The 22,592-nt window shown below is 37.9% G+C and carries 24 protein-coding genes; 11 read left to right on the plus strand and 13 right to left on the minus strand.

All coding sequences use genetic code 11. The features are described from left to right. Positions 1-4 precede the first annotated feature (4 nt). Positions 5-1,252 (minus strand): peptidase T, encoded by a 1,248-nt coding sequence (gene pepT, locus KYG33_RS15200; protein WP_077413310.1) that lies wholly within the window; start codon positions 1,250-1,252, stop codon positions 5-7. Between the two features lie 187 nt (positions 1,253-1,439). Here pepT and KYG33_RS15205 point away from each other — a divergent pair, with 187 nt between their 5' ends. Further along, a complete protein-coding gene (locus tag KYG33_RS15205) occupies positions 1,440-2,288 on the plus strand; it encodes a hydroxymethylglutaryl-CoA lyase (protein ID WP_180564902.1) in 849 nt (282 codons plus the stop codon). Between the two features lie 226 nt (positions 2,289-2,514). Continuing rightward, positions 2,515-3,351, plus strand: a complete 837-nt coding sequence (locus KYG33_RS15210) for a sulfurtransferase (protein ID WP_219072016.1) — start codon at positions 2,515-2,517, stop codon at positions 3,349-3,351. A 74-nt stretch (positions 3,352-3,425) separates the two neighbouring features. Here the strand turns inward: KYG33_RS15210 and KYG33_RS15215 are convergent, their stop codons facing one another. The 12 genes from KYG33_RS15215 to KYG33_RS15270 all read right to left on the minus strand — a co-directional run bounded on the left by KYG33_RS15215 (position 3,426) and on the right by KYG33_RS15270 (position 11,612). Then, entirely contained in the window at positions 3,426-3,569 is a 144-nt protein-coding gene (locus tag KYG33_RS15215) for a hypothetical protein (protein WP_175627170.1), read from the minus strand. A gap of 16 nt (positions 3,570-3,585) precedes the next feature. Next, complete coding sequence (locus KYG33_RS15220; protein WP_034691980.1) at positions 3,586-3,912, minus strand: SUF system Fe-S cluster assembly protein; 327 nt, start codon at positions 3,910-3,912, stop codon at positions 3,586-3,588. A gap of 3 nt (positions 3,913-3,915) precedes the next feature. Further along, positions 3,916-4,617: a 3'-5' exonuclease gene (locus tag KYG33_RS15225; protein ID WP_077413313.1), complete on the minus strand. Its 702-nt coding sequence runs from the start codon at positions 4,615-4,617 to the stop codon at positions 3,916-3,918. Positions 4,618-4,634: 17 nt separating this feature from the next. Continuing rightward, positions 4,635-4,982, minus strand: coding sequence for a tRNA-binding protein (locus tag KYG33_RS15230; protein WP_180564905.1), 348 nt, complete (start codon positions 4,980-4,982; stop codon positions 4,635-4,637). Next, positions 4,979-5,488 carry a hypothetical protein gene (locus KYG33_RS15235; protein WP_077413315.1) on the minus strand — a complete coding sequence of 170 codons (510 nt, stop codon included), beginning with the start codon at positions 5,486-5,488 and terminating at the stop codon, positions 4,979-4,981. Before KYG33_RS15235 ends, KYG33_RS15230 begins: the two co-directional genes overlap by 4 nt. A 147-nt stretch (positions 5,489-5,635) precedes the next feature. Continuing rightward, positions 5,636-6,646, minus strand: coding sequence for a trypsin-like serine peptidase (locus tag KYG33_RS15240; protein WP_077413316.1), 1,011 nt, complete (start codon positions 6,644-6,646; stop codon positions 5,636-5,638). A 73-nt stretch (positions 6,647-6,719) separates the two neighbouring features. Further along, on the minus strand, positions 6,720-7,565 hold the full coding sequence (locus KYG33_RS15245; RefSeq protein WP_175627171.1) for a caspase domain-containing protein: 846 nt from the start codon (positions 7,563-7,565) through the stop codon (positions 6,720-6,722). A gap of 269 nt (positions 7,566-7,834) precedes the next feature. Then, the gene (locus KYG33_RS15250; protein WP_077413318.1) at positions 7,835-8,479 is read right to left on the minus strand and encodes a response regulator transcription factor; all 645 of its coding nucleotides are present in this window, start codon (positions 8,477-8,479) and stop codon (positions 7,835-7,837) included. Next, entirely contained in the window at positions 8,476-9,246 is a 771-nt protein-coding gene (locus KYG33_RS15255) for a sensor histidine kinase (protein WP_077413319.1), read from the minus strand. The genes KYG33_RS15250 and KYG33_RS15255 overlap by 4 nt, the downstream gene beginning before the upstream one ends. A 13-nt stretch (positions 9,247-9,259) precedes the next feature. Next, a complete protein-coding gene (locus tag KYG33_RS15260; protein WP_077413320.1) occupies positions 9,260-9,904 on the minus strand; it encodes a hypothetical protein in 645 nt (214 codons plus the stop codon). Between the two features lie 12 nt (positions 9,905-9,916). Continuing rightward, positions 9,917-10,471, minus strand: coding sequence for a hypothetical protein (locus KYG33_RS15265; RefSeq protein WP_219072017.1), 555 nt, complete (start codon positions 10,469-10,471; stop codon positions 9,917-9,919). A 316-nt stretch (positions 10,472-10,787) separates the two neighbouring features. Next, positions 10,788-11,612, minus strand: coding sequence for a universal stress protein (locus KYG33_RS15270; RefSeq protein ID WP_077413322.1), 825 nt, complete (start codon positions 11,610-11,612; stop codon positions 10,788-10,790). Between KYG33_RS15270 and KYG33_RS15275 the strand changes: the two genes are divergently transcribed. From KYG33_RS15275 to KYG33_RS15315, 9 genes are all read left to right on the plus strand, one after another. Further along, the gene (locus KYG33_RS15275) at positions 11,590-11,784 is read left to right on the plus strand and encodes a hypothetical protein (RefSeq protein ID WP_219072018.1); all 195 of its coding nucleotides are present in this window, start codon (positions 11,590-11,592) and stop codon (positions 11,782-11,784) included. The genes KYG33_RS15270 and KYG33_RS15275 overlap by 23 nt on opposite strands. 57 nt (positions 11,785-11,841) lie before the next feature. Next, complete coding sequence (locus tag KYG33_RS15280) at positions 11,842-12,960, plus strand: sensor histidine kinase (RefSeq protein ID WP_219072019.1); 1,119 nt, start codon at positions 11,842-11,844, stop codon at positions 12,958-12,960. Continuing rightward, positions 12,957-13,721 carry a LytR/AlgR family response regulator transcription factor gene (locus tag KYG33_RS15285; RefSeq protein WP_077413324.1) on the plus strand — a complete coding sequence of 255 codons (765 nt, stop codon included), beginning with the start codon at positions 12,957-12,959 and terminating at the stop codon, positions 13,719-13,721. Before KYG33_RS15280 ends, KYG33_RS15285 begins: the two co-directional genes overlap by 4 nt. Positions 13,722-13,956: 235 nt before the next feature. Next, the gene (locus KYG33_RS15290; protein WP_180564911.1) at positions 13,957-15,078 is read left to right on the plus strand and encodes an efflux RND transporter periplasmic adaptor subunit; all 1,122 of its coding nucleotides are present in this window, start codon (positions 13,957-13,959) and stop codon (positions 15,076-15,078) included. Positions 15,079-15,108: 30 nt separating this feature from the next. After that, complete coding sequence (locus KYG33_RS15295) at positions 15,109-18,267, plus strand: efflux RND transporter permease subunit (RefSeq protein ID WP_180564912.1); 3,159 nt, start codon at positions 15,109-15,111, stop codon at positions 18,265-18,267. Continuing rightward, positions 18,254-19,669, plus strand: a complete 1,416-nt coding sequence (locus KYG33_RS15300; RefSeq protein WP_219072020.1) for an efflux transporter outer membrane subunit — start codon at positions 18,254-18,256, stop codon at positions 19,667-19,669. Before KYG33_RS15295 ends, KYG33_RS15300 begins: the two co-directional genes overlap by 14 nt. A gap of 261 nt (positions 19,670-19,930) precedes the next feature. Then, positions 19,931-20,509 carry a DUF4840 domain-containing protein gene (locus KYG33_RS15305; protein ID WP_219072021.1) on the plus strand — a complete coding sequence of 193 codons (579 nt, stop codon included), beginning with the start codon at positions 19,931-19,933 and terminating at the stop codon, positions 20,507-20,509. Between the two features lie 103 nt (positions 20,510-20,612). Further along, positions 20,613-21,179: an RNA polymerase sigma factor gene (locus KYG33_RS15310; RefSeq protein ID WP_077413328.1), complete on the plus strand. Its 567-nt coding sequence runs from the start codon at positions 20,613-20,615 to the stop codon at positions 21,177-21,179. Further along, on the plus strand, positions 21,172-22,572 hold the full coding sequence (locus KYG33_RS15315; protein ID WP_219072022.1) for an outer membrane beta-barrel protein: 1,401 nt from the start codon (positions 21,172-21,174) through the stop codon (positions 22,570-22,572). Before KYG33_RS15310 ends, KYG33_RS15315 begins: the two co-directional genes overlap by 8 nt. The last annotated feature ends 20 nt before the right edge of the window (positions 22,573-22,592 follow it).

The following is a 22,592-nucleotide window of genomic DNA, read 5'->3' on the forward strand; positions in this document are numbered from 1 at the left end:
TTTATTAAGCTTTTACAATATTAATAATTACTTCAGTCGCTTTTTCCATACTTTCCAGAGCTACATACTCATAGGGTCCGTGGAAGTTGATTCCTCCTGCGAAAATATTCGGACATGGAAGTCCCATATAAGAAAGCTGAGCACCGTCTGTTCCTCCTCTGATTGCCTTGATCTTAGGTTCAATACCAGCTTCAGTCATTGCTTTTGCAGCAAGATCTACAATGTGCATTTTACCTTCAAACTGCTGCTTCATGTTTCTGTATTGCTCCTTGATCTCCACTTCAGCAGTTCCTTCACCATGCTTTTGATTGAATTCCGCGATTTTTCCTTCCATGAATTTCTTTCTGGCTTCAAATTTATCTGCATCATGATCACGGATAATGTACTGAAGTTTAGCTTCAGAGATATCAGCGGTAATATCCATTAAATGATAGAATCCGTCAAAACCTTTTGTTGTTGAAGGTGTTTCATTAGCCGGAAGTGTCTGAGCAAATTCAGCCGCTAAAAGAGCTGCATTGATCATTTTTCCGTAAGCATAACCCGGGTGAACGCTCAATCCATGAATTTTTACCACAGCTCCGGCAGCGTTAAAGTTCTCATATTCAAGTTCTCCAACTTCTCCACCGTCCATTGTATACGCCCATTCAGCACCGAATTTAGCGACATCAAATTTATGTGCTCCTCTTCCGATTTCTTCATCAGGAGTAAATCCTATAGCAATTCTTCCGTGTTTGATTTCCGGATGAGCAATAAGATATTCTGCAGCCGTTACAATCTCTGCACAACCCGCTTTATCATCAGCACCGAGAAGAGTAGTTCCGTCAGTAGTAATTAACGTCTGGCCGATATATTTTTTTAAACTTTCAAATCTTGCAGGAGATAATGTGAATCCTGTCGTCTGGTTCAAAAGAAGATCATTTCCATCATAATTTTCCCAAACCTGAGGTTTTACATTTTCTCCACTGAAGTCCGGTGAAGTATCATAGTGTGAAATAAATCCGATCGTAGGTCTGTCATCATTTTCAAGGTTAGAAGGAACATATCCCATAATATATCCATGCTCATCAATTGAAACATTTTCCAGGCCGATAGTTTTCAGCTCTTCAGTAATGTAATTGGCAATATCCCACTGGCGGGGAGTAGAAGGTGTAGTTTCACTTTCTGCATCGCTGGTTGAATATATTTTTACATAGCTAAGAAAACGGTTCAGTAATTTCTCTTTCCACAATGGGTTGAATTCTATTGTACTCATCAGATATCATAAATTTTAACAAAGTTAGCAAATTTGATGCTGAGAATACGTTATTTGCGATTTAATATCAGTTATCGAAATTATAAATCAGATATAAAACTTTGAAAATCAAAATAGTGTTAGCTTTGTATGTACAGTATATTAAGTAGTTTAGTTTTATTATATTTGAGAAAATCAAAAAGTAACAATGTTTCTTACCGAATGTCCTAGAGATGCCATGCAGGGATGGGGAGAATTTATCCCTACCGATAAAAAAATAGATTATATCAACTCCTTGATGGATGTTGGCTTTGATGTATTGGATTGTCTGAGTTTTGTTTCTCCGAAAGCAATTCCGCAGATGGCTGATTCTGATGAGGTGGCCGAAAATATTGACAAATCACGTTCCAAAACGAAGGTTTCAGCAATTATCGGTAATTATAGAGGTGCTGAAAAAGCATTGAAACACCAATCTGTTGATATTCTTGGTTTTCCGTTTTCTATTTCCGAAACTTTTCAGCACAGAAATACCAATAAAAGTCAGGAAGAAGCTTTTGATGAAATCATTAAAATGCTTGATCTGGTAAAAAGTGAAGGCAAGCAGCTTAACATCTATTTCTCCATGGCTTTTGGAAATCCATACGGAGAAATGTGGAAATGGGAAGATGTTGATCATTGGGCACAAAGATTCTCAGATATCGGAGTGAAAGATATTTTATTATCGGATACAACAGGGGTGGCAACACCGGAAACTATTGCCCTTTTGTTTGAAAAAATACCTTCAAAATATCCTGAAATCAACTTCGGAGGACATTTTCATAACCGTTATGAAGATTCTTATTCAAAATTAAAAGCGGCTTATGATAAAGGCTGCAGAAGATTTGACAGCGCCATCAAGGGAATCGGAGGATGTCCTATGGCTAAAGATGATCTTGTTGGAAATATGCCTACTGAGCAGGTGATTAACTTTATGAGCGTTGAAAAAGCAGAACATAAACTGAATCTTCTGAATTTTGAAAGTTCTTATAATAAAGCGAAGGATATTTTTCATTTTTAAAAAGAATAAATCATAAATTTCACAGATCTAACAATTTAAATAGATCTTAGGATGGATAAGAGTTAAATTTGTCATTCCGTAGGAATCCAGATTGTTTTTTCAATAATGGAATTAAGATTCCTACGGAATGAAAAAAATACGGCTGAACTATCTGTCTTCTTAATGCGTTCAAATATAATGGATTGTGTCCATGATCATATTTAGTATTAATTCCAAAATCGACAAAATGACTCCAATAATCTCCCCATCCGATTTGAAAAACCTTCAAACAGAAAATCTTATCATTCTTGATGCAAGAACAGGAAAAGACATAAAGCAGAATTACCTTGAAAGACACATAAAAGGAGCTCGATTCATAGATCTGGATAAAGATCTGGCTGAGATAGGGGAAGATGCTGCTTTTGGCGGGAGACATCCGCTTCCTTCCGTAGAAAAATTTGCGGAAACACTTTCAAACCTTGGAATTGCAGAAAATTCTCATATCATTGTGTATGATGATAAAAATGCCTCAAATGCTGCTGCAAGAGCCTGGTGGATGTTAAGATCTTTCGGTTTTGAAAGAGTTCAGGTTCTTGATGGCGGAATGCAGGCTACAGAAAAAAATGGACTTGAATTTTCTTCTGGAGAGGAAACATTTGAGAAAGCTTCTCTAATCAAAAAAGAACATTGGTTTCTTCCTGTTTCGAGTTTGGAAGTTGTTGAAAATGAGTTGAAAAACAATTCTTCTACGGTTATTGATGTAAGAGATGCCTATCGTTATAAAGGGGAATCTGAACCCATTGACCTGGTTGCGGGGCATATTCCCGGAGCGATTAATATTCCTTTTTCTGAAAACCTTGATGAAAACGGAAACTTTCTGAACCCGGAAGTGTTAAAAGAAAAATATAAGCAGTTATTAGAGAATAAACCTGAGCATCTGATCATTCATTGTGGCTCAGGAGTTACCGCCTGTCATACTATTTTGGCGCTGGACTATGCAGGCTTCCCAGTGCCGGATCTGTATGTAGGTTCATGGAGTGAGTGGAGCAGAAGAGATGGAAGGGAAATAGCAAAAGAAATGTAAGCAATATGAATACAGAAAAAAGGATGTCTAATCAGACATCCTTTTCTTTTATGGTACAATATTTTCAGCTGTACTTATTTTTTAGTTAAGTGAAACAGAGAAATAATGATGAAGCCTACTCCAGTAATAAAAGGAGGTTGTGCCTGCATCCGGGCTCCTAAATAAAGCATATATATTCCAAGAAAGGCAAGGACTACTGCTCCGATTTTTTTTGCCATTATTTTCTGAATGATTTTATAGCATTCCTAATTCAAACTTCGCTTCCTCGCTCATCATATCCTTATTCCAGCTTGGTTCGAAAGTCAACTCTAAATCTACACTTTTTACGTTCTCTACTTCAGCCACTTTATCTTTTACCTCCTGAGGAAGTGTTTCTGCAACAGGGCAGTTGGGAGTAGTAAGGGTCATTATAATTTTTACGTCAGCATCATCGGAGATCTGAACATCGTAAATCAGTCCTAATTCGTAAATATCTACCGGAATTTCGGGGTCATATACGGTTTTCAGTACACCAATGATTTCCTCACCAATGTCAGCAATTTGATCGTCTGTAAATTTCATTTTTTAATCTAGATTGATATTCCTTTTCAACAAATCTTCCTGACGCATGCGCCGGAAAATATTCGCCAAAGTTAAGACATCTTTTTCACAATAGTCTACAATTCTCTGCAAGTCTTTTTCTATGTAGTAAATTGATGAAACCATTGAGCCGTCAATATCATCTTTTGGAGTAGGAATTCCAAAGACATGCGCCAGTAATTCAAGGGATACAAAACTTTTATAATCTCCAAACTTCCATAGTTCCATCGTATCGATGTGAGGGACCTCCCAGGGTTTCTTTCCAAACATCTGAAACGGAGCAGGAGGCAGTATCCCGTTGATAAGGTATCGTCTGGCAATCCATGGGAAATCAAATTCTTTTCCATTATGAGCACAGAGAATCACGTTGTAAAGTCTTGGGCTGTTGAAGATTTCGCCAAATTCCTGAAGCATTTTCTTTTCATCGTGTCCGGAAAAACTTTTTATTTTTAGAGTTTCATTCTTTTCAAGCATTCCGATGGAGATACAGATGATTTTTCCAAATTCGGCCATAATACCGGCTCTGTCATAAAACTCTTCTGCAGAGATTTCTTCTTTTCTCTGAAACCGGGTTTTCTTGTCCCATAGATATTGCTCAGTTTCGGATAAGTCGTCCCAGGACCCCGCCTGTGGAACGGTCTCAATATCAAGGAATAAAACTCTTTCTAAAGGTATACTCTGTATCATATGTGTTGTGTTTTTTATTATCCTACCTGCATCCCATTTTTTGTAGGTAATGAAGGGGTTACAAGAGTGACATCACTTTTGTCTTCACCATATAATCCCAACACAAGACATTCACTGAAGAAATTGGCAATCTGTTTTTTAGGGAAATTAACTACCGCTAAGATCTGCTTTCCAACAAGTTCCTCTTTTTTGTAAAGAGAGGTAATTTGTGCAGATGATTTTCTGATTCCTAAGTCTCCAAAGTCTATTTCCAGCTGGTAAGACGGTTTTCTTGCCTTTTCAAAATCATTCACAGAGATTATCGTTCCGCATCTGATGTCTATTTTTTCAAAATCTGCCCAGGTGATATCTGGTTTTACTGTCATGGTAATTCGTTGATTAAATGTTCTACTTCTGTTTTCTGTTCTGCATATTTTTGCTGTAAGACTGATCCTTCACCCATTCTTTTGTAATACTCCAGAGCTTTTCCCCCGAAGAATTTTTTATGAAAATCTGAAACTTCAGGAATTTGTGGAAAAACTTTGTGAAAAAGCATTTCATAATAGGCCTGAAATTCTCTCTCATTTTTGTCTTCAATTACCTGTCCGGGAGCTTTCTGCCTTACATGGAGCATTTCGTGCGCCACCATATTAAGGACAAGGTTCAGGTCAAAATCAAATAAATTTCTTGGGATCATTACGGTTTGCGGCCCGCCCAGACCTCCTTCTGCTGTAAGAAGCATTGAAGTGGGAGAAAGTTCTTCCCTGAATCCAAATCCTGCAAAGTTCTCATGTTCAAGATCAAAGGAATGGATCAGATATTTTGCTGCATCCAGAATCTGATCATGTTCTTTATAAGCCTCAAGGTGTAAGTTGATCTGCTCGAAATTCATCTGAGATATGTTTTGTAACAAATGTATTAAAATATTGAGAATACTCCGAAGAATTACTTGAAAATGCTTTAAAAGTAAAATTGTTAAAGCATAAAATAAAACCAGCCCACCTTTCAAAGATGGGCTGGTTATTGAAACTAAAAAAAATTAAGGATGTTCATTTCTTGCTCTGATGACCAGATTTACTAAATCTGAGCCGCCACTTGCAAAATTATCGCTTGGGTTGTGGGCACTTTGAGTAGCCACAGCATACGGAGAGCCATCCCAATATCCCCAGAAAGGGCCTCCGCTTTGTCCAGGCCATATATCTGCTTTATGGCTCATGCTTTCGTTGTCATCAGCACTCCAGAAATCTCCATCCAGTGCGATACCTGTTTGGTATGTTGGTCTTTGAGTTCCTGTAAGGTCTCCCGGATATCCAGCGTGAGTCCAGTAAGCGCCTCCATCCCATGAGTCAGAGTAGGATTTTGAACCTAGCCATCCTGTGCTGTTTCCGATAGGTCTGTCTAATACAATGACAACATAATCGTATTGTATTTCTGTTGAATCAATAGATGGACCTGCTACTTTATACTTGTAATAGGTTAATGTACCCCAAGCGGTTCCGTAAGGAGCACTGCCGTTATAATACATTGGAGTGAACTTCAGCCATCCCGTTGTGTTATTGGGCTGCCAGTCAACAATATGAGAACAGGTAAGAAGGTGTCTTGGTCCTATCATTACACCACTTCCTGATCCTAAAGAACTTTCTACCCTGCCGACACATCTCCATGGATAGGCTGTAGAATTATATACTTTTCTTTGATCTGCTCCGAAAATTGTTCTTGCATTTTCCGGAGTCAGGAAAGAATCTCTGTCAATGAATTTTGGTTTACGGTCTCTTTTCGGTTCAAGCTTTGGATTGTATTCAAAATCAGCATGGGTAGGGTAGAAATGATCAGTTTCCAGAGATCGGATCTCAGCTGTTTTTTCATCCATAGGCATTCCTATTGTTTTCATTCCTTTCGGAAAAGTTCTTCCGTTAAGGGTTTCCATAGCTGGAAGCTGGCTGGATAATTTTTCAATTGCTGACGGTTTTTCAGTTGATTTTGCTTTAACAGTTCTAAGTCTTAAAACTTCTTCTGCTGTCATTGGGTTGTTGTTTTCAATTTTAGACATGATTATTATTTTTAATCTAGTGTATTCCTACTCTTTTAATGGCTTTTCGGATTCCGCCGGTAAAGGTTATTGGTTAAGTAAATATTTTTTGTGAAAATTCTGCAGTGATGCTTTCTGTTTGGTTGATCTGGGCTGCTCCCATAGCCGCCAATGCAATAGCAACCTGCTTATCAAGCGTTTTTCTGACAATACTCCCATTGGTAGCGCGCAAAATTTTGCAGAAATGATAGGTGAAATATCCTCGTATCTGTCCGCTGATACTGCCTTCCATAGATACCTGATTGTCTTTTGCAGCTGCCCATAACGTATGATTCATTCCGGCAACAGGGATAAGTGCTTTAGTAAGAACAGTTGATTTTTTTGAATTCTTAGACGATTCCATTTCACTGGCATAGGTCAGATAAAATTCATCTTCAAGCATGGGCGGAATATAGCGGGCGGTTTCGTTGAGAAAATCCGCTTCCAGTCCCAGATCCATTTTTCGGGTTCCTGTTCCGGAATAGCAGCAGTCGAAAATGACTTCCATATTGACTCCGGCTTTCAGCTTACTGAGAACTGTTTTAAAATCATCATCACGAATGACTCCGTTATTGGCATAATCGTGTGGGCAAATGGCTTCATCCAAACCGTCCAGTTCCAGATCTGATCCTATATTAGCCACTCTGGTCCCGTGTCCCGAATAATAAAAAACAAGAGAATCTCCTTTTACACTTGTGCTGATCATGGATTTCAGATAGTTTAATATATTCGCTCGTGTTGCATTTTGATTGGTCAGAATTTTAATCTTTGCCGGACTAAAACCACAGATCACCAATGTATTTGCCATATCTCTTGCGTCATTTACACAACCATTAAGATCCGGTCCTCCGTAACCGATAGGTGCATAATCATTAATACCTACGATAAGTGCTTTTTTCATTGTATTAGTTTTAAAAATATTCCCTACTCTGTTTCGGCTTTTCAGGTTCTGCCTTTCTGTGTTTTTTCTATGACAAAATTCCATTATTCTGAAGGACAAAAACAGAGGAGAAAACCGTATTTTGAAAAAGGAAAAACACCTTTTTAATTGTATATGAGTGTGTTATGAATTGAAAATCCGGCAGCTTGAAAAGCTGCCGGATACGTAAAAAGAATGTAAAGATGTTTATTATATTGGGTAAGAAATAAGTTTAAAATGAGACTATTCAATCAACATAGATCATGTTTCAAGGCAAAAAGGACTAGGCCTGCTCTGTTTTTGATATCCAGTTTTACAAAAACGGAATCTCTGTAACCATCTATTGTTTTCGGACTCAGGCACATCTTGTCAGCAATTTCTTTGTAGGTAAGCTCACTGCACGCCCATTTTATAAATTCTCTCTCTCTGTCTTTAAGCTCGGAAAGCAGGGATGCATTTTTCATTTCCTCTGTTTTTACTTTCAATAATTTCTGAGCTACAAAATCAGTATAAAAACTACCTTTCTCGAATACAGTGTCTATGGCCTGAAAGAGAATAGCAGGCTGCATGTCTTTCAGTAAATATCCTTTAGCACCTGCCTTCAGCATTCTGATAAGAACTTTTTCATCATCATCCATGGTCAGGGCAATGACTTTGATGTCAGGATAATGCTCCGTAAGCCATTCTGTAGTTTCTATACCGTTTTTATAAGGCATATTAACATCCATCAGTACTACGGCGGGTAATTCAGAAGCTTTTTCCACATCTGCAATAAATTCTTCTCCGTTGGGATGATTCATAATTACCCGATATTGAGTGTTTTCTGTGATCATATTTTCCAAAGCTTTGGAAATTAAGGTATGATCATCAACGATCGCTATGGGGATAGTTTTCATAATAAATTTTTGTGATAGGTTATCAAAGTTTGTGTTCCTTTATTCAATTCTGAGTGTATAGACAGTTCGGCATGAATCAGTTTTGCTCTCAGTTCCATGTTTTTTAATCCTGAGCCATCCTGAATAATGTTTGTATCAAAGCCTCTTCCGTTGTCGGAGATACTGATGTGTAATTTTTCACAGTCATCTTCTATCTGTACGGAAACATTTTTGGCCTTGGAATGTTTTAGAATATTGTTAATACTTTCCTGGACAATCCTGAAAAGGATCAGACCATGTTTAGGGGAAATATCAATATCCTGCTTTTGAGTGATAAATTCTATTTTTAATAATTTCAATTTTTTGATCCGCTGAACTTCTCTTTCAATGGATTCTGCCAGTCCGAAATGAATGATCTGTTCGGTAATTAATGTTTTAGACAGGTTTCTTATATCCTGTATACATTCGCCCAATAGTTCATTGAGCTCAATCAGATCTTCTTTTTCGTTGTTTTTTAATTTGGTAATCAGTTGGTTTTGCCGCAGCCGGACCACAGAAAGTTTTTGTCCCAGATCATCGTGTAATTCCTGTCCGATATAATTCAAGGTCTGTTCCTTCATTTCTACCTGTGAAGTGGCCAGCTCTTTTTCAAACCGCAAATCTTTTTCTTTTTGCTCTATCAGCAAGGTTGTCTTTTTCTTAATGAAAACAGCATAAATGAAGATCATTGTCAAAACAACGATGAATAAAGTAATCGTAAAGATGATGACCAAATTATTCTCTTCCATATCTGAAAAGGATTTATCTTATTTTTTCTTGTTTGTTCCAAATTAAGCCCAATATGAGTATACCGTTACTGATCAGATTCAGCATAAATAAAATGAAGAAATAAATAGTCTCCGAAACAGTAGTTCTGAAAAAGAGTATCGGAATACTTCCAATAAAAAAGATCAGTAAAGCCACTGATATCCAGAATGGTAAATAGCTCTTTATTTCCAGTATCTTATCAGAATTAAAGGTTTGGTACAGGAACAAAATAATTGAAAATAACAACAGAAGAATATCTACATACAGCATATTAAAAGAAAAATGATGAAGCAGATCGTCTTCCGTAGAAAACATTACAGCAATATTGAGGACGAAAAGAGCCAGGATGATAGTCTGTATCTTTTTGAGCAGCGGAACATATAATAACTGGTGATAATAAAATAAATACAAAAAGAATACGATCATTAAAAACCCAATTACATAAAATATGTCCGTAGGCAGGTTTGTCAGGTCGTAGTAGAAATAACAGAAAATATCAATCAGGGAAAACAACAGATATCCAATAATAAAAAATAAGTTCTCCTTTCCGGTTTTTCTATGTTTTATGACCATTAAAAGCATCACTATGATGGATAGGATTATCGATATCTGTTTCCCTGTTTCAATATTCCAGTTCATAATTTTGTGTTTTTAAGGCATGGTTCCTGACAGGGTTTTTGGAGGTGGTGCCAGATTGGTCATATTCATAGATTCTATAGAAGGGACGTCTGTATTTTCCTCGGTGGACGCCGATCTGGCCATCGCATTGTCACCTTTTCTTTTTTGGGATGTAGGAACTAAAAATATGGTTTGATAGCCTGCATATTCAGGTTTTGCCATTTTGTTTTTAGGATGATTCACAGGATATTTTCCCATATAGATCCTGATTCCCGGATTTTTTAATTTTTGTTTTTTGGCATTTTCTTTTACGTATTTAATATAGCCTTCCATATCTTCCAGTGAAAACCAGTACCATCGGGAATCAGGTTCACCGTTTCTGTATTTCATGAGAATTTCATGATTGGTTCTCGTGTATTCATCAAAAAGGACCCGGCCTTCACGATAGCTTATCAGTTTCTTTTTATAACTGTTACTAACGGGTTCTTTAGGAGGTTCAGAGCAGCGGGTGCAGCTTAAAAAACAGAGCGTTAGAATAAATGCTGCACAAAGCAAACTTAAAGTCTTAGTAAAAAAGGAAGTTTTCATTTTTATGGTTTTTAATTTTATGGAACAAAATTAGCTAACGGCACAACTATAAAAAAGAGGGAAAACACTGTTTTTATCCTTTACTAAATTTACGGCTTTTTAATATTCAGTTGAATATGAATTATTGATTTGTTTTTATTTAAAAAAAAATATTAATTATGATTATTAAAATAACAATATCTGTTTGGTTCCGAAACTAAGTATAAAAAACAGGACCGGGAAGAGATTTCCGGTCCTGTCAAACAAGATTAAGTGTAAAATTTAGCCTTTAAAGGCAAAAAGGATAATTCAAAATGTGTTCAGATTTTTATTGATCTTAATCTATGTTTAGGGGAATTGATAGTAATGGTACTTTATTTTTATAAGCCATTATAGCTGTTTTACTTCGGTGAAAAAGAGATTCTATAAGGTTGTATTTGTAGGGAACCATAGTCAGAAGATCCGGGTTTGTGAGTCTGATTTCCTCCTCAATAGCTTTGATAACTTCTATGGATTGAGTCATTTTAAAACTATATTTAATATCATCCAGATCATATCCGGAATTCAGGTCAATATCATGAATAACCTCGGCAAAATCTTCCAGCCTTTCACTTACATTGAATACCTCAATCTCAGCATTAAACTTATTAATGAAATAATAAATATCATTCATTGCTGTCCAGGTCATGCTTTTGTGGGTATCATAAGCAAAAAGAATTTTCCTGATTCCCGTATACTCTATATGGGCAGGGACAATTAATATCGGCTTTTTTATTCTATGGATAGCTCTTGTTACACTGTTACCCAAAAGCTTTTGTTCAAGCGTTTTTTCTGCCATTCCCATCACAATAAAATCACATTCGTGGATCTGTATGCACTTTTCAAGCTCTTCAATAAAATTGCCGGAAGCCAGATGATATCCGGTTTCTATAGCATAAAGCGTCGTAAGTCCGGCGGCCTTGTCGTCCAGTTTTTTCTGATTTTTAAGCGTTTGAGCATAGAAAAAATCTGCTGAAGCCTGGGCATTCAAAGCATGAATAGATACGGTTTGAAGATTAAAAAGTATAATCCTGTATTTATTTTCTTTAGCCATAGATGCTGCATAATGAGTAGCATTTTCAGCTTCGTGGGAAAAATCTGTGCAGACAATTATTGTTTTCATTGTTCCGGATTTAATACTGCAAAACTATGGTATACAGGATTTCACCTATGGTAAAAATAAGGTGACATTGCATAAAATGATGATGAACTGTCTTTTTCAGGTGATGAAGCATCACATCCATTTGAACGCTGCTATTTTACGTTTCAGGTACGGTTTTGGCGGTCTCGGCTAAAATAGGAGGGATTCGTCTAAAATCTATTTCTATATTTACATTCATAAAATCCCGGATATGAATAGGATTTCTACCATCAGAAAAAATATAGTAAGAAATAAGAAGATTCTTTCTACCATGAAGAGAAGGCTCGTGATCTGGGCAGTAGCAGTAGTTACTTTCTGTGTTTTTTCCTATCTTATTGATCCTTTTGACCCTGTTTGGAAAGAATATTTGAACGCTCCGCTGAGGATGATTCTGGAAGATGCCTCATGGATTGTCTTTTTTTCTATCATCATCTCAGAGGTAAGTATATTTATAGACAGAACACTCAATAAGCTGCTTCCCTGGAGTAACAGAACCGTGAAGCGATTGCTCATCCAGTGTTTGATTCAGATCGTGGGAAGTGTCATGATTGTGATCATTATTAATGCCATTGTAGACTGTACCTCAGTGACATTACCCGAAATGGATTCCCGCAAAGAATACACGCTGTTGGGACAATGGATCGCAACTAATATTGTAATATCGTTGATTATCAGTGCCTTTAATACCGTGGATTATTTACTTGAAAACTGGAAAAAAACTGCCGTAGAAGCAGCCCAGCATAAACTTAGGGCATCAAAACACAAGCAGGCTGCTATGGCGGCAGAGCTTCAGGCTCTTAAGCTTCAGATAGACCCTCATTTTATTTTCAACAACTTAAGTGTACTGTCAGAACTCATCCTTGAAGATCAGCAGCTGGGGTATGAATACTCAGAGAAGTTTGCAAGAGTATACAGATATCTGTTGGTCAATTCCAAAAAAGATATTATTGCAGTAGAAGAGGAGCTCAAATTTTTAGAATCCTACATCTTTCTGATTGAAAAAAGAATTGGTGAAGGTGTTATATTCAAAATAGATATTCAGGAAGAATACAGGTCCAGATTTACCCTTCCACTGTCTTTACAATTGTTGGTTGAAAATGCCATTAAGCATAATCAAACTTCTAAATTAAATCCTCTGGAAATTCACGTTTATACAAACCCTGAAGGAGAATTGGTGGTTTCCAATACATTTCTGCCTTTGATCAATAAGCCGGATTCCTCAGGAGTAGGACTCACCAATATTATTGCACGGTACGAAATCCTGGGATATCCTAAGCCTGTAATTGAAAAAACGGAAGATAAATTTATTGTAAAACTCCCATTGATATGAAGATTAATAAAGTTTTAATCGTTGAAGACGAAAGACCCAATGCTGAAAGATTAAAAAGACTGTTGTTGAAGTTAAGACCCCATATCGAAATCCTGTCTGTAGAAGACTCGATAACCTCAACAGTACACTGGCTGGAAAATAATGTCGTTCCGGATGTCATCATGATGGATGTACGCCTTGCAGATGGGCTCAGCTTTGAAATATTCAACAAGCATGAAATTAAAAGTGCAGTTATATTCACTACAGCATACGATGAATATGCAGTACAGGCATTTAAATACAACAGTGTAGATTATCTGCTGAAACCCATTGAAGAAGAAGAGCTGGATGCCGCTTTAAAACGTTATGAAACCTTTATGGAAGCCGTTCCGGTAGTAGGAACAGCTATTGAAGGATTATTGAATTATATTCAGCCGAAAGATTACAGAAAGCGCTTTCTCATAGCCCACAGAGATGGATATAAAACCGTTTTGGCAGAAGATATCCTATACATTTATACTGAATTGGGAATCAGCAAAGCGATGTTGAATACAGGGGTGGTAGAGAATGTTCCGCAAACGCTGGAAGAACTTGAGAAACAGTTAGATCCCAAATTCTTTTTCCGGGCCAACAGACAATTTATTATTCACATCAATTCAGTAAAGCAAATCTTTAATCATTTTAATGGAAAGCTAAAACTGGAACTGAGAAAACAGCCCGATATGGAAGTGGTTGTAAGCCGTGAAAAAGCCTCTATTTTCAAATCCTGGATGGATTATTAATCTCATAAAAACAAAAAAAGACTACTTTATCTAAAAGCAGTCTTTTTTTTGTTTCAGTCTTATTTTACCCAGAAAAGCTTTTTTTTATCAGATTTATAAGAGAAAACAGCTGTTTTCCCTTCATTTTTACTATCATACGTTTCACCTGCGATTAATGACACTTCACCCAATTTCTAAGTGAATATCCTTATTATATGAAGTTATTTTGCTCCTGTAAAATTTAAAAACTCATGTTATGAATTACAGAAAAGGATATCTGGTACTCTCACTTACAGCTGCAGCAATACTGTCCTCGTGCGGTTCCGGGAATGGCCAGGAAAATGCCCAGCAGATGCAGCAGGCATTGCCTACAGATTTTATCCAGGTGAAGTCCGGAGATGCCGATGTGTCTACAGGATACCCGGGAAGCATAGAAGGGCAGGACAATGTAGATATTAAAGCACAGGTAACAGGTTATCTGGAAGCAGTATATATCAAAGAAGGACAATATGTAAGTAAAGGACAGACCCTTTTCAGAATAAATCCATCCGTATACAACGAACAGGTAAATACCAATGAAGCCGCTTTAAAATCTGCTCTGGCGGCACAGGAGACAGCAAGACTTGAAGTTGAAAAACTAAAACCTCTTGTCGAAGGAAAAGTAGTTTCTGATATGCAGTTGAAAACAGCTCAGGCAAGCTATAAAGCCGCTTCAGCACAAGTAGCACAGGCACAGTCATCATTAGGATCATCAAAAATCAATGCCAATTTTACCTATATCAAAGCTCCCGTGAGCGGATATATAGGAAGAATTCCAAATAGAGTAGGAAACCTTATCAGTCCGTCAGATGCTTCTCCTTTGACAACGCTTTCAAGCATAAATAGTGTGAATGTATACTTCTCAATGAATGAAGCTGATTTTATCGCGCATAGTAAAGCTTCGGTATCAGGAAATAATGCAGAAGATGTAGAACTGATCCTTGCAGATGGTTCCACCTATTCTCTTAAAGGAAAATTGGAAAATGCCAGCGGAAACTTCGATAGAAATACAGGAAGTATTCAGATGAAAGCTGTTTTTCAAAATCCCGATAAATTATTGAGAGCCGGAGGAACAGCAAGAGTAATGATTCACAATGCACTGAATGGGGTGATCAAACTTCCGAAAACATCTGTGAAAGATATTCAGGACAGGTTCTTTGTCTATAAACTGAATGGTAAGGATAAAGTGAAAATGACCCAGATTACCGTTTCTGGAAGCACATCTCAGGATTACTTTATCAACGAAGGCGTGAATGCAGGAGACAAGATTGCCATCAACAGAATTGATGCTCTTACAGACGGCGCACAGGTTGTTGCGACAACAGTTCCTTTGAAATAGTTGTATAACCATTCTTAGAAAATTCAAAAAATGTTAAAAAAGATAATAGACCGTCCGGTACTGGCGACGGTAATATCCCTTATCATTGTTATTTTAGGGATCATAGGATTAAACCAGCTGGCAGTGACCAGATTCCCGGATATTTCCCCACCTACCATTACTGTTTCAGGATCGTATCCGGGAGGAAACAGTGAAACAGTGATCCGTTCCGTGGTAACTCCACTGGAAGAACAGATTAATGGAGTGGAAGATATGGAGTATATGAAATCCAGTGCAAGTAATGACGGCACATTTTCGATCTCCATCATATTCAAACAAGGTGTGAATGCAGATCAGGCTGCTGTAAATGTCCAAAACAGGGTACAGCAGGCCACTCCGATACTTCCTCAGGAGGTGGTGAGAATGGGACTGACTACATCCAAGCAGCAGAACAGTATGGTATTGATTTTCAATATTTATACTGAAGATAATAAACAATATGATGAAACCTTCCTTCAGAACTACGCGAATATTAATCTTATTCCGCAGGTCAAAAGGGTAAAAGGAGTAGGGCAGGCCATGGTATTTGGGTTGAAAGATTATTCCATGAGAATATGGCTTAACCCTCAGAAAATGTCATCTTACGGTCTTGAGCCGGCAGATGTTTCCAGAGCGATTGCTGACCACAGTTTGGAGTCAGCTCCGGGTAAGTTGGGAGAAGAATCTGATGCGGCTTTAGAATATGTCATCCGATATAAAGGGAAAAAGAACAAGCCGGAGCAATATGAGAATATCATTGTTAAAAATACCGGAAGTCAGGTAATCAGGCTTAAAGATGTAGCCCGTGTAGAGTTCGGAGCGATTTCAAATACGGGAGATAACCTTTCCAATGGGAAAAATGCGGTTACTGTAGCGATTATGCAGACCACAGGATCCAATGCCAATCAGATTGAAATAGGAGTAAACAAAGCCCTTGATCAGTTGTCAAAATCATTCCCTCCAGGTATTAAATATACAAAGGTAATGAGTACCAAAGAGAGATTGGATGAGGCTACAGGACAGGTGAAGTCTACCTTGATAGAAGCATTTATACTGGTATTTATTGTAGTATTTATCTTTTTACAGGATTTCAGATCTACTATTATTCCGGCAGTGGCAGTTCCGGTAGCGATTATCGGTACCTTCTTCTTCCTTCTGGTCTTAGGATTTACCATCAACGTACTGACGCTTTTTGCCCTTGTACTGGCCATCGGTATTGTCGTCGATGATGCGATTGTAGTAGTGGAAGCCGTCCACAGTAATATGGAAGGAACTAACCTTTCAGGAAGAGAGGCTACTCACAAAGCGATGAGTGAGATTACAGGAGCTGTTATTTCTATTACGCTGGTAATGTCTGCAGTATTTATTCCTATCGGATTTATGTCCGGTTCAGCAGGATTATTCTATAAGCAGTTTGCCTATACATTGGCTATAGCGATCATTATTTCTGCGGTTAATGCATTGACTTTAACTCCGGCTTTATGTGCTGTATTTTTGAAGAATAACCATTCGGGAGAAGGTAAAAAACCAAAAGGATTCGGGCAAAGATTTGCGGTGGCATTCAATGCCGGATTTAATAATATGACCAACCGTTATGCAAAAGGAGTTCGATTCTTAATTGGACGTAAATGGATTGCAGGAGGGTTAATAGTAGCGGTTATCGGTGTCGCAGGATGGCTCATGTCAAGCACGCCAAAAAGTTTTGTACCCATGGAAGATGACGGATTCTTTATGTACACCTTAAGCATGCCTCCGGGAACGGCATTGACAAAAACTACGGAAGTTTCCAACAAAATCAATGAAATCTTAAAAGGAGTAGATGCCGTTCAGGAAAATACTTCCATTACAGGATACAACCTGCTTAGTAACAGTGCGGGGCCAGCTTACGCCATGGGATTTGTTAAACTGAAACCCAAAAAAGAAAGAGGTGAAGTTCAGGATATCCAGGAGGTTGTAGATATGGCTAATGCAAAATTGGGAGTGATCAAAGAAGGAAGTGTGATGACCTTCAGAATGCCTCCGGTAGAAGGATACGGAATGACGAATGATGCAGAGATCGTACTTCAGGACCGTATGGGAAGAGATCCTCAGGTTCTTAAGGCCAAAGCGGATGAATTAATTGGTCAGCTGATGAAGGTCCCGGAAGTAGCATTTGCCTACACGATGTTCAGGGCAGATTATCCTCAGATGGAGCTTGAAGTGAATGAAGATAAAGCAAAACAGCTGGGAGTAAGCATTTCAAACCTGTTAGGAACCGTTCAGACGTATTTCTCAGGAGATCAGTCTCAGAACTTCTCAAGATTCGGGAAATTTTACAGAGTGAATATTAAGGCAGATGGTGTTTTCAGAATGGATGAGCAGGCCTTCAATGATATTTTCGTGAAAAATGAAAAAGGAGATATGGTGCCGGTGAATACACTGATCACTTTGAAAAAAGTCTATGGTCCGGAATCTGTTCAGCGTTATAACCTTTACAACTCATTAAATATCAACGTATCTCCAAAACCGGGAGTAAGTAACGGAGAATTGATGGGGAAACTGGAGCAGACCTTAAGCAAATTGCCTTCTGACTACAGCTACGAATGGACGGGATTGAGCCTGGAAGAGAAATCTGCAGGAAATCAGACGATTGCCATCTTCGGATTATGCTTGCTTTTCGTATACCTGCTATTGGCAGCTCAGTATGAAAGTTATATCCTTCCTCTGGCAGTAATGCTTTCTATCCCAACGGGAATTGTAGGAGCGTTCCTGGGAATAAAAGCGATCGGACTGGATAACAATATTTATGTGCAGGTAGGATTGATTATGCTTATTGGATTATTAGCCAAAAATGCCATTCTTATTGTTGAATTTGCTATCCAAAGGAGAAAATCAGGGCTTTCGATCCTGGATTCTGCACTGGAAGGAGCGAAGGCGAGATTACGTCCGATTATCATGACTTCATTAGCCTTTATTGTGGGAATGGTTCCACTGATGATTTCTTCAGGAGGAATGGCTTCAGGAAATAAATCAATCAGTACAAGTGCAGCAATGGGAATGCTGAGTGGAGTGGTTTTGGGAGTTTTTGTAATTCCTGTACTCTACATGTTTTTCCAGTATCTGGATGAGAAATTCTCTGCCAAAAAGAAGTACAATACGATAGAAAATCAATTGACAAATGAGAATATTTAATATAAAAAACTTCCTTATTTCAGGCGCAATGGCATCACTGCTGATGTCTTGTGCCGTAGGGAAAAAATATACAAGAACAGACCTTCAGGTTCCGGAAACGTACAAAGAATCTGTACAGGTAACAGGAGATACGGTGGTTCTTCCATGGAAGACTTTCTTCAAAGATCCTAAATTGATAGGCTTAATAGATAAAGCACTTTCAAGAAATAACGAAGTAAACGTAGCCCTGAAAAATATCGAACAGCTGGATCTGATCTATAAACAAGCCAAGCTGGGACTGATGCCGACATTGGATTTAACCGCTGGGGCGAATAGAAGCTGGGCATCCAAAAATACTCTTAACGGCTCTCTTAATGAACAGTTTGTTGGAACAAAGTATATGGATGATTTTAGTGCCGCCCTAAGGCTTTCCTGGGAAATAGATATCTGGGGAAAAGCTAAAATGCAGAAAGAATCTGCCGCGGCAGAATATTTTGGACAGAAAGAAAACCTGAATGCGATAAAAAGCAGGATCGTAGTTCAGGTTGCGCAGGCTTACTATAATCTCATAAGTCTGGATGAACAGCTGAAAATAGCCGGGCAGAACATTGAACTCAGTGACAATACTCTTACAATGATGAATCTGCAGTTTAAAGCTGGACAGATTAATTCATTGGCAGTTCAGCAGTCAGAAGCCCAAAAGAAAACAGCTGAGCTACTGATCCCTTTAGCAAAACAGAATATTTCTATTCAGGAAAATGCACTGAGCATTCTTTGTGGGGAATATCCCACCAGAATAGAAAGAGAAGGAAATCTTAAAACAATGATTCCGGAAAATAGATTGTCTGAAGGATTGCCCGCCCAGCTGCTGAGCCGCAGACCGGATCTGAAAATGGCAGAATTTAACGTAATTAGCCTGAATTCCAAAACCGGACTGGCAAAAGCAGCCATGTACCCAAGTATCAGCCTGAGCCCGCAGATAGGAGTGAACTCAAATAAGTTCAGCTCATGGTTTGACATTCCCGGATCTATTACCAAAACAATTGCAGCAAATCTGGCAGCCCCGATTTTTCAGAAAAAACAATTGAAAACAGCTTACGAAACTGCATTGATTGAACAGGAAAAAGCAGCCATCAACTTTAAACAATCTGTAATGACTGCTGTGGGAGAAGTTTCCGATGCCATGGCCAAGTCTAAAGGTTCTTCAGAAAGACTGCAGCTTTTAGAACAGAGAACAGCCATTCTGGATAAAGGAATCAATGATGCCCTGAAACTGTATAAAAGCGGGATGGCAACCTATCTTGAAGTCATTACAGCTCAGAACAATAAACTTCAGAATGACCTGGAAGCCATTAATGTAACCCTTGAAAGATTAAATGCAGAAGTAGACCTGTACAGATCGCTTGGAGGAGGAGTACAATAACATGTAAATAATAGATATTAAATTAAAAGGAAGCTGCATCTTATAGCTTCCTTTTTTTTGTTATTTCTAAAGGTAAATACAATTTAATTGAGCATAAGGTCCGGAATTTGCACAGGAGTGATGAAATTTTACACTCATTAAATCAGTGATTTATGAAAAATTTTATCTTTTTTTCAAAAATAGATGCAAGATTTTTGAAAAGTAGGATTTATATAGATGAGTACTCGAAAATAATTAATGTTTAACGAAAAAAGTAATGCAATGAAAAGATTGACAGTACCCCGATTTTTTATAACAGTTTTAATGGTTTTAGTAGGATTTACTTTATCCTCTTGTAATGATAATGATGGTCCGGACATACCTCCTGTAAAAATGGAAGACTTAAAAGGAAACTACAAAGGTAAGCTGGTTATTGTACAGGGAAATAGCAAAAGAGAAGGAATAAAAGAATTTAAAGTAAAAAAAGATACAATCTCGTTTGCTGAATTTCCAATAGAAGAAATTGTAAAAGCTGTGGTGAAAAATCCTGCAAAAGCAGAAACCGCATTGAAATCAATGGGAAAAGTGAAGTATGACCTTAAGTATGCTGCAGTAATTAATACTGCGAATAATGTGATAGAACTTACATTTGCTCCTAAGGCTATGGAACTTCAGATCCCTGTAGACGGAGTGAATAAAAAGACCGTTGTAGAATTTGTAGCGAAACAAAAAGGATATTATGTAGGATTGGACCAGACACTGAGGTATGCTGTAACAGCAGAAAAAATTACAGTAGATGGTACATTGATTACCCCTTATGAGGTGATTGATTATAATTTTCCATTCTGTATAAAAAATTAATTAATAGATATTATCATCAATGGATTGCACTTTATTGTTAAGATGCAATCTATTTTTGCTTGACAGTTTTATAACATCCCAATGGATACGGAGGCAGCAGTATATGGAAGAAAGTAAAGAACAGATTTTGGTAAAGCACCTTCTGAAGAAGGAGGAAGCTGCCTGGAAAGAGCTTTTTGGAGCTTATTCCGGAAATCTGGCTTATGTCTGCTCCCGTTATGTAGCTGAAAAAGAAGATGTTCATGATATACTTCAGAACAGTTTTATCAAAATGTTCCGTTCGATAGAATCTTTTGAATACAGAGGAAGTGGGTCTTTGAAAGCCTGGATGACCCGTATTGCTGTCAATGAATCTTTGAAACATATCAAACAGAAAGGAGATTTTAATTCTGCGGTGGAAGTGGATGATCTTCCGGATATTCCTAATGAAGAAGAACCGGACTTTGAAGAGGTTCCGCGTGATGATATTATGATGATGATAAGAGCGCTTCCTGAAGGGTATAGAACTGTTTTTAACCTGTTTGTATTTGAGAAAAAAAGCCATAAGGAGATTGCCGGACTGCTGGGAATTGCAGAAAATTCTTCTGCATCTCAGTTTCACCGTGCAAAAGGACTGCTTGTTCAGAAAATAAAAGAATTTAAAATGTCAAAAAAAGCACAATATGAATAATGAATGGCTAAATAACCTGCGAAGCAGAATGGATGACCATGAAGAGGACGTTCCGGAAGGATTGTGGGATGACATCAAAGATGAACTATTTTCCGGGGAAGAAAACAACAGTATTCCTGGGTTTATCCCAGAAATTCATGAAGGAGGAAAAAACAAGAAAGAGAAGGGAACCGGTGCAGGAAAAAAAACATTATTCTATCGTCTCGGAGGTATTGCAGCTGCCATTGCACTGCTCTTTTTACTGACGAAACTCCTGCCACAGAATGATACAGGTAAAACCCTGTCTCAGAAACCGGCAGATGTGAAAAAAGAAAAGGAAAAGAATTCTTTAAAACCTCTGGAAACTGAACATCTCTCAAACGGTGAAGTGAAATCCGGAACAGTACCTTTTTTAGCTGAAAAAATATCAAAAGCAGGTGGTCCGGAGAAAAAGTCAGGACAGAAATATTTTAATACTGAAGAAAAAAATGAAGTAGGGAATATTCAGGATATTCATGAAATCATCAAACTTCCGGCTGTAATGGAGCCTTTTCATCAGGAAAGCAAGATCGCTCAGAAAGTATCTCATACCGATGATACAGTAAAAGAACCGGCCATAGAGAAGACCCCTGATGAGGTTCTTTTCAAACAGGAAGAATTAAAAGAAGTGTATGCAGAGAATACAAAACATACCACCAAAAAATCCCGTGACAAAAAGTCGTGGATGCTGAGTATGCTTACAGGAAATGTTGCTTCCAACTCTGCAGAACAGCAGTTTCCGGGATATGCTTCCATCACTGGAAAAGCAATGAATGTTGAGCAGGTCTGGAGTACTTCTGAATATCATGATGATCCTCTGACAGCAATCTTTCTGGCAAATCAAAGTCAGCCGGTCGAAGCAAGAATCAGACATAAGGTGCCTGTTACATTTGGATTGTCTCTTTACTACAATTTAGGAAAAAGATGGGGAATAGGAACAGGACTGAATTATACGAAACTTTCTTCTGAATTGCATTCAGGAACGGAGAACAATTATATTAAAGGAGATCAGACGGTTCATTATATAGGAATTCCGGTGCAGGTCAATTATAATATCATTCAGAAAGGGAGATTTACAGGATATGTTACAGGCGGAGCACTTGTTGAAAAACCTATAGCAGGAAATATCACAACAACTTATGTGGTGAATGATGAAATAAAGGAATCCTCAAAAGAGCGTGTGGAACCAAAACCTTTTCAGTTTTCGGTTAACACTGCGGTAGGATTTCAGCTGAAGGTCATAGACAAAGTCGGAATTTATGCTGAACCGGGAATAGGATATCATTTCAAGGAAGAAAATGCTCCTAATACCATTTATAAAGAGAAACCATTTCATTTTAACATGAAATTCGGGATCAGAGTGCTGCTGGATTAATGTTGGGGATTTTAAAACAA

The organism is Chryseobacterium sp. D764 (assembly GCF_019317325.1).
Classification (GTDB): Bacteria; Bacteroidota; Bacteroidia; order Flavobacteriales; family Weeksellaceae; genus Chryseobacterium.